This is a genomic window from Magnetospirillum fulvum MGU-K5, from assembly GCF_000442515.1.
Taxonomy (GTDB): domain Bacteria; phylum Pseudomonadota; class Alphaproteobacteria; order Rhodospirillales; family Magnetospirillaceae; genus Phaeospirillum; species Phaeospirillum fulvum_B.
On sequence record NZ_AQPH01000092.1, the window covers coordinates 1 to 11,312 of the forward strand.

Sequence of the window (11,312 nt, forward strand, 5' to 3'; positions counted from 1 at the left end):
GGATACCGATCTGGCACGATTCATCAGCCGCATCCGCCGCGCAGCCAACGCGCGATTCATCCTTACCACCCGTGCTTATATTTACGAAGAAGCGCGCCTTCAGTCCGAGGCCCTTTCTTCGCCTAAGCTTGATGTTTCTAACTACGTGCTCGACGTTGGCATATACACCCGGAGAATTCGCGCGCGAATACTGTACAATCACTTGATAGTCGCCAAGGTGCCCGATGCGCATATCTACGCGCTTTTCGAAACGGGCACGATTAAGAAGATCGTCGATCACGAACACTACAATCCGCGTATCGTGCAAGCGCTCACCGATGTCGAACGCCTCGACGAAATCACGCCAGGAGATTATCCAGGAGAATTTATTCGCGCACTGGATAATCCGCTGGTTATCTGGGACAATGCTTTCAGGACGCACATTGCCCCCCGATGCCGCCACCTCCTGCTATCCATGTTCGTTAGTTCAGAACATGGCGCAGAAATTGATGATGTCCATGAAGTTTTTACGTCACTACACCGGGTATTGTGCGGCGCATTCTCGCTGCCCTTCGGCCCGAAGGATTTCGAGGAGGCGCTACGTACCCTCGAAGGAAGTTTTGTAACGATCAGAAGCGGGGGCGTCTCTTTCATAAACCCTTCGGTCCGCGACTATCTTGCCCGGTATCTCAGCGACAAGGCGCTGATCGAAACAATGGCACCGGGCATGCCCACTCTCCGCGCCGCAAGGGCACTCTATGAGCACTTCAAACGTATCAACGGGATAAATAACCAGGACAAGAAGCGCTTCCTCGTGGCCTGCATCCCTCTTGCTGCGCGAGCAAAGGACGAAGACTTCTGGAAACCAATCCCGTCCCAGCCGAAAACCTGGAGATTGTACGGCTTATCCTATACCGATCGGATATATTTGCTTCGATCCTGGTGGAAAACAAGCGGGTGCAACGAATTCCTCGCGTCTGCTGAACAGATTGCGTCCAGTAGTTCCCTCTGGTTCGGGCCATGGGCGGATGGGCGTGCGCTGCCTAAACTCATAGCCAGCCTGCGCGCGGCGCCGAAGGGCGAGCGGGAAAAAACGACGATTCTGGCGCAGGCGCTTGAGGAGCGACTGACTACAATGCTTTACTCTGATCTGGAATTGGACGATGTCCAACGCCTTCGCGAGAGCGTCGAGCCGCGGAAAGGTCATTTGCCCGAGAACACCGACTATCAGGTTGCCAGCGCCGCCCACAGGGCGATCGTCGAACTTCCAGGCAAACTCGATCACATCGATTCGGAATCCCAACTCGACGACTTTGCGAAGCTAGTCGATGAACTAGGCCCAATTGCCGGCGCCACCTCCACCGAGATTCAGCGCGCGAAGGCGGCCATCAACGCACGCACTGATCGAATACGCGAGGAAACGCCTAACGATAATGATCCAACAGATTTTGAGACCGTTCTCTACGACCGCGATCGCTTTGACGACCAAGATCTTCGCAACCTGTTCGCCTCGTTACTTGTGATTGCGGACTAGAACACGCCAATGAGCGACACAAATTAATTTGTCGACATGGTATTGATTCGCCTAAACTATTTTCTCGTATGATTACCACACGGCCACTGAAATGAGTTTAGCGACGGAATCGTCAGGTTTTCTTCGGTCTACTCCGGCCATTCCGCAATCGGCCCGTTCCGCTCATTCCGTTTCGCGCCTCATCTTCGCTGTTCCGTGGGGCTGCGCCGACTCACGAAAGCAGACGTTAGGCTGAAAAAATTATAGGAAGGAAAATTACTTCTAGAAGAGTCCGTATTTTTCAATCTGAAACTCAACGAAACAATCAATCTCAATGTTCATATTAATTGCGCTGAATGTCGGCTGAGATGGAAATCTTGTTGGAAACAGGGGTGTATATGTCCACCTCGGAACCAGCGGCCCGGATGCTGACGATCAGGGAATAGCGGACAGGGTTGTCATGGCGTCCCAGGAACCCTTTTTCTTTCCACCAGCCGCCGACCGGGAAGACGCCGATGGCATCGCGACTGGCGAGATCGACAGCGGTTCCGGTCCACCAGTCGGAATGGATCGAGCCATGTTCACGGATGGTAGCGCCAAGGAACCAGTTGTCGCCCACGGCGGCACCGCCGCCTACCGCAAGGCCTTCCTCTTCGTCGCGAGCTACCTTGTTGATGCGGCTGCGGAACGCGGGCAGCGTTTCTGTGGCATGCTTCACGGCGAAGCGAAGGCTATGCGAGGCGTAACGATGCCGCCGCGTCCAGCCCCGTTCCCCCGGATTAGGCTCGATAAAGTACGACAGGGTGACCCGGAAACTGACCTGGGCATCGCCAAGCGTGGACAGTTCCTCACGAGGCCAGGGCAGGCGATGCACCTTCATGTCGCGGGTCTTGATGGTGCCGCCATCCTTTTCAAACGGGGTCAACTGATCCTCGACCATCAGGGTCAAATCATTCGCCGCGCTCAACAACGCCCGGTCGAGGTCCGGAACGCCATATCCGTACCGGCGCAACAGGGCCTGCTTTTTGCTCTTCGATTGCCCATCAAGCCGTGCGAACATTGCCGGAGTCCACTCCGCCGAATGAACTATCAGCCCCCGAACCGTTTCCGGCCATAAACCCGGTCGCATAGTCATGATCCGGGCTGCCATGTTGGCGGCAAGAGCCGTCGCGGCGCTGGTGTCACCGATATTGGTCAACATTCGAACACGTGGCTTTGAACTGGTGGTCAAGAGTTGCAGATCATCGATGGGCCGGGCTTCACCATTTCCATCCGATGCCAAGTTTCCGCCCTCAAACACCACGTCGGGCTTGATCGGCCACTGCCTCGGCCAGGAAACCGAGGTGCGGGAAGTGGGCGAAAGATCGCCCGCCTGCCCAACCGGCTGCCAACCCGCGAAAGCAGGGTCAGTGATGTTGACGCGATCCGTGTAGGCCCCGACCGTGAGGGCGTTCCATGCCTGGGCGGGGTCTTCGACCGGTTCCACATCGTTGCGGTCGATGTACTGGGCAGGTTCGATGTCGCCACGGAGGTTCCCCGCCGACAACACGACCAGCCTTCGGCTTTCCTCGTCAAAGCAAAGCTGGTCCACTGCCGCCGACCAGGACGATGGGCGTCCAGGTTCCAGATGGGTGCTGGTTACCGCCATGCAAACGACACGGTTGCGATGAGGCGCCTGAACCTCTGCCCGATAGACAGCCTGTTGGGTGATGCCGCCATATAGGTCTGGCTCGTTTTGGTTTTCGGGAGGCAGGATTTTCACGCTCTCCAAACGGTGAGACAGGTCAACTTGCGCCGTTCCCTCGAAATGGGTGTGGAGATCACCGTAGAGGGCAATACCGGACATCCGGGTCCCGTGCCCGTCCCACTGCTCCGCGGTGTCAGCTACTCCCCAATCGGGATTGACCGTGTGCATGTCGTCGGTGTGCAGCGCAGGGCTGATCAGCGGGTGCCCCTGGGTAACACCGCTGTCGAGCAGGCAGACCGCTGTCAATGCCCCGTCCGGTGGCACCAGCCGGGCGAGGACATCGTCTGTCCATTCCTTGGCTTCCGCGCTGCCCATGTTCAAGAACAGGGCTGGCGTGTCCTTGGCGATCCTGAATTCAGCCACAGAATCGCAGTTGCGGATGATCCTCGTCATGGCGGCTTCGTTCGCCAGAACCAGCACCACATCCCGCTCGGGGAAGGATACCGTGTGATCCTTGCGAGGCAGGTTCAGCCGATCAGCGACGAAGTTGAAATGGTCCCGGCGGCCGTGACGAAGCCAGACCTCCCACCAGACCGTTTGGCCGTTCACAGGATAGAGCGCAGGTGAATCGGTGAACAACGACTGGACGGTGGCGATACGAACCGTATCCATGCGCGCCACCAAGGGTTCGTTCTGGGGGCGTCCCGTCTTCGTTTCCGGCGCGTTGCGGTACGCCGCCACCTTGTCCTGATAGTAGGTTTCCGCCGCCGTCGGGACGAACACTGTTGCCTCAATCGGCGCGTTATCCCCACCGGCTCGGACATTCACGACCTCGATATGCTTGGTCCGGTTTCCCAGCGTCTCGATGGCCGACATCTGCCCCGGCGGCACTTCGACCTCAAGATAAAAACCTGGGGTACCTAAGGCGACCCCTGCTTCGCGGGCAGCAACCTCACGGCGACCGGCTGCAATCGCTTCACCGATGGCGGCGGCGAGGGCATCGGCATGCTGGTAACGATCACGATCAGGGAGTGCCGTTGGATCAATTTTTTGAGGTGGCCGTGTGTACCGTTCCGTTTCACCGCCCCCCTCGATCCGGAGGTGTGGCAGGTTGCGAGGCGATCGTGCCATGGACGGTTAGCCTTGCTTCTGCGCCTTTTGGCGCTCTTCGATGGCGGCGATAAGCGCCTGGGTGGTGATCTTGGTGCTGCCGCCAAGGATGGCGGACTTCGCAGCCTCGTCGGCGGCACGCCCGACCTCGGCATGGCTGAGGCCGCAGGCCACTTCGGCAGCCTTTCGCCACGTCAGGCGAGGCGTCTCGAAAGGTGCGAGACGTGCTTTGAGGAGTCGTTCCAACAATGCCGTATCGGGCAGGCTGTACTCGATTACATCGTCGAACCGGCGGAACAACGCCCGGTCAAGCAAATCGGGATAGTTGGTGGCGGCGATGACGAGGCTGTCACTGTCGTCCTGCTCCAGAAACTGGAGGAAGGAGTTGAGGACGCGACGGATTTCTCCGACATCGTTCTCGCTGGAACGGCGCGCGCCGATGGCGTCGAACTCATCGAACAGGTAGACGCCACGGGTCGCGCGCATGGCATCGAACACCTGCCGCAACTTCCCTGCCGTGTCGCCCATGAACTTGGAAATCAGCCCATCCAGAACCACGGTGAACAGGGGCAGGTGAAGCTCGCCCGCCAGCGCCGCCGCCGTCATGGTCTTGCCCGCGCCTGGAGGGCCGACCAGCAGCAGCTTGCGCCGGGGAACAAGGCCATGGGCGCGTAGGCTGCTCTGCTGGGCTTGCTCCAGCAAGGTGCGTCGCAACCTCGCTTCCGTTTCCTCGGGCAGGACCATGCTCGCCAGCCGCACATCCGAATAGCGGACGGTCAGTAGATTGGCGAGCTCGCCCTTCGGCTGGACCAACGGAACCGGCCCGGATCGCTTGGGGATGATGGAAGATTTCAACCCCTTCGCGTGGTCAACTAGCTCTCGAAGCTCCTGAGCCAGCTTGCCATGTCCCTGACGCGCTTCGTGGGCCGCCAACTGCATCGCTACGGTGAGGAAGTGATCCTCATCACCGGCGATGTGGCTCTTGAGCAGAGCGACTATATGGCGAGCAGTGGTCATGATGTACTAAAATTGGGGATCGCTCCCCCTTCTCCCCCTCGACGCGGCTGCCAGAGAGCGCGCCTGCATCTTAGCAGGATACTTCTGAACGGGGAGTTACTCCAGCTATGACTCCCGCCGGTCCCATTTCCGCCTTCGGATGACCACGAACGTCAGCTTACCCATTATCTGCGCTTTGAACCGGACCAGCAGAAACCGGCCCCATGGCCCCGATCTGACCGTTCGACGCAGGTTGGATAATTGTTAGCCGGAAGGAGGGGGGGGTTCCACCTGCCATCGCAGGCCATAAGCACTTCTTCGCCGTCACCCCTCAATCTCACACCACGCATCTTTGATGAACTCAGCGGCTTTAGGCCCCTGGTAGCGGAATGAGTACTCCGCTCTGGCATAGCGATGGTTCGGGTCACGGACGGCGGACAGCCAGTTAAACGACCCCTCGACGATCCAGGAATCATCAACCGCCAGCGTCTTGTTGTGGATACGGTCGCGCTCGAGGACTTCGGCACCGGCACGGGCCAGCACTCGCATCGCTTCAGCACAGTTTGGATTAAGATAACCGTATTTCATGTTCAAATCGCGATCGAACGCGATTGTGACGCCCACCTTCCGGCTACGCGCCGCTTCGATCAATTTCTCGACACCATCCCGAGAGACCGCATCTATCGAAAGGTAGGGAGACACCACTAATATCCTGCTGGTGGCATGTTCAAAAGCCTCTCGCAAGGCCTTCCGGTGAGGTTCCAGATTTTTGAGACGATCAATCTCGGAGGTTGGTCCCTCGGCAACAAAATCCGGACGAGAGATAACGTCGGTTATTTCATATTCCGGCTGCACAAAAAGATGCTGGGCCAGAACACCGGACGGCACTGTTTTGGCAGCCCTGGAGTTGTCGAACACCCGCATATCGCCGAACACCAGGAAACTATGGCGTGCCCGCGATACCGCCACATTGACCATGTTCGTTCCGCGATCGAAAAACGGCTGCCCTCCATCTTCGGCGGTATGGACCGGTGAGAAGATCACGATCTCACGTTCGGCTCCCTGCAACGCATGCACCGTGCCTACGGTCAGCCTGTCATCGAGGCCATGGCGCTCCAGCGCCATCCGGATCTCGCCCTTCTGGGCACTGAACGGCGTGACGATGCCGACCAGTTCGTGGATCGGCTTTTTGTACTCTTTCTCGATCTCCCCACGACACCGACCCAGCCATTCGGCAATCGCCTCGGCCTCACCCGCGTTGAAGCGGCTGCCACCACGACGACCGGATGGTGAGCGGATATGGGCCCACCCCAGCGGCAAGAAGAAGCGGTTGGGGGGCTCCTCGGTGCATGGAATCAGCCGGTTCGCGTAGACCAGATCGTTGCAGATGGCAACAATCGGCGCGAGGCATCGGCGATGTTCGGTCAGAAAGATGCCGGGGTCGGTTGCTTCCATGCCAACGAAGGCGCTGGCGTTTCGAGCGACCTTCATCAAGCTACCGTTTGAGGCGCGGCTCCCGGCCTCATCCAACGTGTCGGCATGGTCCAGCAAGCCATACCGGCGGAGGTTGCCATCGTCGATGTGCGCTCCGACAGACCACACCGGCTCGATCTGGTGAATATCGCCAACCACCAGGGCTTTACGCCCCAAGGCAAGGCCGATGCCGCCGATCTCGGCGGGAACCTGGCCTGCCTCATCGACGATCAGCAGATCGACGAAATCCGTCAGGGGTGGGTTTTTGTTGTCTCCGGCGGGATCATAGAATTGCAGGTGCTTCGGCAGCATGAATAACGTCGAGACGAAGCACGGCGTCAGATATGCCATCAAACGCCAGCGCTTTTCCGTCCACCGTCGCGTTTTTTTCGATATCGCCGTGACGGGATCGCTGGCGTTTTTCATCAGCGCACGCGCCGCATGAAGCCAACGCGCTTCCCAGTAATGGGACGCGAGCAAGAAGAGATCATGTCGAAGGGTAACGTCGAGCACCCGTTCGGCACAGTCCGGGCGAGCGATCAGGTCGCTACGCGATATCTCTTTCAATGCCTCGATACCGGCCGCCGCCGAACAAAGCTCATCAGCGACGGAAGCCCATTGTTGCTCGGCGGCAAGCCATGCCTGAGCCTCGGCCTTGAGCGCGTCCATCTGTGCACGAATGGTCGAAGCGCTCCCCCCGGCCTCGCGCTCGATGTCGCCCGCACGGCGCTCTGCGGCTTCGGCTCTTTGACGCAAAGCGGCAAGGGCGTCGTCAAGGTGCTGGCGGAGCGCGTCGAGATCCGTCGGCACCTGTACGGACGCGAACGGGCCATCTTCGAATCCGGCCTCCCGAACGATGCGCCGACACCGCTCCCAGCGCCCCGCCCGAACAGACGGCAGAAATCCGAGCAGCCACCCCAGCAACACGCCCCAAACGTCTCCTGACGGGAACAACTCTTCCAGTCCCCGTCCCGCAGCGGCGTCAGTCGTCTTCCACTTTTCCCGGGCGGAATCGGCCTCGGCACGCGCCGAAGCTATCGCCTGCGCGTGAGTGGCGATGCGATCCTCGGCGGCGGCTATCTCGGCCTCAACCCAGGGGGCAAAGCTCGCCGCGTCGTGGTCCGGCCGGGCCGCACGCTGCGACACCAAGCCACCGGCCAGAGAGACGATTTCTTTGAGCCGTGCGGCATTCGCCGCCAGCCTGCGCCCCAGCTCGGCACCAGCATCGACGACGGAGCCGAACTCCCGGCCGAAAGCCGTTTCGGCCGCAGCGAGGAATGCGGCTTCGGCTTTATCGACAGCATCGCTTTGCAGCATGTCTGCGGGCATGCCGGACAGAGGCTCGCCGTAATCCGGCAGACGAGCCACTTGATACTTGTCCTCGTCGACCTCCTTTGAGGCCGCAGGCAGATAGAGCGCAAACGACGTCACCCCAGGCAGCCAGCGCCCTTCCAGCGGATCGTTCTGACGATGAGCCGGAACTTTCACCTTGGCGAAACTGTCGATGACGTTGGTGACGGCCTGATTGTTGGTAGACGTGACGACAATCACTGGGGGCTCGCCGCCTGCCAGGGCGGCATCGACGAGCATGGTGGCGATGATGCTCTGGATCAGAGTGGTTTTGCCGGTTCCTGGTGGACCGTTGACCGGCAAGACGTCCCCATTCTGGGAAAAGCAGAGATGATGAACCGCGTCACGCTGACGGTCGGCCAGCGGAAAATCGGCACCCATCTGGCCGTAATGACGGGTGGAGGCTTCCCAGCGGGCCGAACCATCAAGCTGCGGGCGCATGGGGCCGCTGCGGCATGCCGAAACAAAAGTCGGCGGAAGATTTTCTCCGTCCGCATCCAGCGCATCGGCCAGCGTGATGAGGTTCTTGGATGGAGACGACGGTGGAAATGCCGCTACAAGCATGGCCGGGCCACGGTCATAGCCGTCAATCGTCACGTCGGCCAGCGCGGATCCCGTCACGGCTTTGCACAAGGCCTCAGTGTATTCGATCAGTCTACCCCACGCGGAATCCTCTGGCCGAGGAACCGACGATCGGAAGGCGTCGAAATCGTCCAGAGACCCCAACGGCGGTTCGGTCGCAGCAGTCGGTTCAAGCGCACCGCGCCATAGCCAGGGCAGATGCTTGGCCGGATCAAAGGTCAGTCTGCCGTCAGAGGCCATCTGCGCCGGTACGATCAAAGGAGCGTAGGGCTTATCGCTCTTTCGACCGAAACTGCCGTGCTGGTGCCGGGCAATGAACACGAGTGGTGCGATCAGCACCGGCACCGACACCGGATCGCCCTTGTCTCCCGTGCGATTGCCTTTTGCGGTCGCGCTGCCCGACGCTCGCCAGTCGCCGACCAACGTCCTCGCCACCTCGGGGCTAACGCGCCCGCTACAGATCGAATTCCACTCGGCATCGCGCATCGGAACTTTGCTGGGAAGCGAGGGCAGCTGTCCATCCGCAAGACTGGCTCGCCAGTAGCGGAGAAGGTCGAGCGGGGCAATCATTGCGGCATCCGACTGAATCAAAAAAGGAGATGGAGGATAGTCAGTCTCAGCCGATAGAGCTACCGATGCGGGTGACCTGCTCGATCCCTAGATAATGGTTGCAGCGATGCAGGCAATAAGTATGCGGGGATCAGTGCCGTTCGGCTCTCGGCCCGTTCCGGTTTGCGCCTCATTTCGGTCGATCAAGCCGCCCGCCCACGACGCAGGAAGCGACCGTTGGGGTGATCGTGCAATGCAACTGGACGAACCCGCAATTAATGGTAACCTATTCCCCATTGTGGGTTTACCTCGGAAGTTTAAAATGACGCACGAACTGGCAGCCCCTGGCTTGATCTTCATTTCCCATTCCAGTGCAGATAAACCCTTCGTTGAGAGCGTAATCCGCAAAATCCCAAAATCTCACCTTTTTTATGACATTGATACAATTAATCCTGGTAGCCATACCGTTGACGCACTCGACGATGGTCTGTTTAAGTGTTCTGTGTTTGCAATGTTCGTTTCCAAGAACACAAAAGAAAGCTGCTGGGTCGATTACGAAACCGGCGTCGCAGAAGTCGAGAAGATCAAAAGGCGGCAAATTAAAATTGTCGCGATACCAATAGGTGAGGCTTCATATAAGGATGCGCCAGAGTGGATGAGAAAGTATATGGCCGTCCCCCCCGGCTATAGCGCCTCAGATATCGCGCGCTTACTCAAGTATTTGTATGAAGATGCGTTGCGCGCACAAGGCGTGCTTAATGAAAGCCCATTTATAGGACGCGAGAATCTGTGCAACAATATAATTCTTCAATCTAGAACTAAGCCAGCAGAGACAGGGATTCCACTAAACTTTGTTATTCTGGCGGGAATTCAGTCAATGGGCCGGTTTTCCGTAGCAAAAAAAGTTATTCCCAAGATTTTTCCTGGCGCAAGAAATGATTTGCCAGTTTTTGATCTGCCCCGCCATGCGGATGCCGTTGATTTATTTATTGCATTGCGCCAAGACATAACCGGGATAATGGAGCCAGCTTGGACAAAGGAGCAGATAAGTGCATTTCCCTCTGATCCTCAAGATCAGGCCACCACCATCCTAGGAAGCTTATCTCACTTCGCCAAAATCAATCAAACTGTAATTATAAAAAGCTCATTTGGTCTCAGGGACCAAAGTCGGACGCTAAAGCCATGGCTTGAGTGCTTGTTTATATTGTTAAGAAATGAAATTGATGTACGTGTAGTCTGGATATCTGAAAGACTACTTCCACCAGAATCCATCAACACCCACCACAATGTAATTCAATTTCACGTATCTGAGTTGTTGGAAGAGCAAATAGTATTCCTTTTAACTGAATTGCTAAGCGTGTCCGACTCTTCGCCGACAGCGCTTAAACGCATCGCCCCACATGTCCATGGACACCCCGGGTCCGCGCATTATGTCGCCAATTTGGTGCGATCCGCACAGCGAGGCCCTGAAAGCTTACTCGATAGGCCCGAAGCAATAAGAATGTTCCAAGAGCGTTGCGTTGAAGGCATCCTCAGTGAAGAGGTAATCGGGGCGCTTGGAAAGGAAATCGTGAGCCTTCTAAAAATAATGCAATGGGCAGACTACGAACTAATTTCAAAAGTGTTCGGCAAGAATGATTGCCGAGAAATTGCCGACGTATTGTGGTTTATGACAGATAATTGCATCATTAGCTACAACATGACAAACGGCTATAAACTTGCAGAAATTGTCCGAGGCGTTTCCAACAATTCTAACGATGAACTTTCGCCAGAAGTACTTGACGAACTCGCTAAGGTTCTATCGGAACGTCTCAACAACAAGGATACCAATATCTCTGCCCTTGAGGCCATCGTATTCGTTAAAATTCGGATGGGAGGGGTTTTGCCAGAGGAATTACGCAACATCCTCACCGCCGCGACACTTCTAGACTTGGTTGAGCAATATTACCGAGCAGGGCATCGCTTTGATGCTGAATATAAGAAAATTTTAAAACTGCTGCAGACCTATCTCTTCTTGCAGAAGATTTGCTAATTACGTCTACGGATACACTTGAAACCATTCTATTCAATGGA

5 protein-coding genes are annotated in these 11,312 nt (G+C 57.3%); 2 read left to right on the top strand and 3 right to left on the bottom strand.

The window, feature by feature from the left end; translation table 11 throughout:
* On the top strand, positions 1–1,513 hold a 1,513-nt coding region (locus K678_RS19185), incomplete at its 5' end, for an nSTAND3 domain-containing NTPase (protein WP_021133480.1).
* Positions 1,514–1,835: 322 nt separating this feature from the next.
* Here K678_RS19185 and K678_RS15825 read toward each other — a convergent pair.
* The 3 genes from K678_RS15825 to K678_RS15835 form a co-directional block, all read right to left on the bottom strand.
* A complete protein-coding gene (locus tag K678_RS15825) occupies positions 1,836–4,310 on the bottom strand; it encodes a S8 family peptidase (protein ID WP_039853543.1) in 2,475 nt (824 codons plus the stop codon).
* Positions 4,311–4,316: 6 nt separating this feature from the next.
* Entirely contained in the window at positions 4,317–5,306 is a 990-nt protein-coding gene (locus K678_RS15830) for an AAA family ATPase (RefSeq protein ID WP_021133482.1), read from the bottom strand.
* A gap of 303 nt (positions 5,307–5,609) precedes the next feature.
* Entirely contained in the window at positions 5,610–9,260 is a 3,651-nt protein-coding gene (locus K678_RS15835; RefSeq protein WP_021133483.1) for an AAA domain-containing protein, read from the bottom strand.
* A gap of 232 nt (positions 9,261–9,492) precedes the next feature.
* Here K678_RS15835 and K678_RS18370 point away from each other — a divergent pair, with 232 nt between their 5' ends.
* Positions 9,493–11,271 carry a toll/interleukin-1 receptor domain-containing protein gene (locus K678_RS18370; protein ID WP_196802601.1) on the top strand — a complete coding sequence of 593 codons (1,779 nt, stop codon included), beginning with the start codon at positions 9,493–9,495 and terminating at the stop codon, positions 11,269–11,271.
* Positions 11,272–11,312: the final 41 nt, after the last annotated feature.

Bases quoted from the DNA above. Each gene is read 5' to 3' on its own strand.
- K678_RS15825 (WP_039853543.1), bottom strand. From the start codon at position 4,310: ATGGCACGATCGCCTCGCAACCTGCCACACCTCCGGATCGAGGGGGGC.
- K678_RS15835 (WP_021133483.1), bottom strand. From the start codon at position 9,260: ATGATTGCCCCGCTCGACCTTCTCCGCTACTGGCGAGCCAGTCTTGCG.
- K678_RS18370 (WP_196802601.1), top strand. From the start codon at position 9,493: ATGCAACTGGACGAACCCGCAATTAATGGTAACCTATTCCCCATTGTG.
- K678_RS15830 (WP_021133482.1), bottom strand. From the start codon at position 5,306: ATGACCACTGCTCGCCATATAGTCGCTCTGCTCAAGAGCCACATCGCC.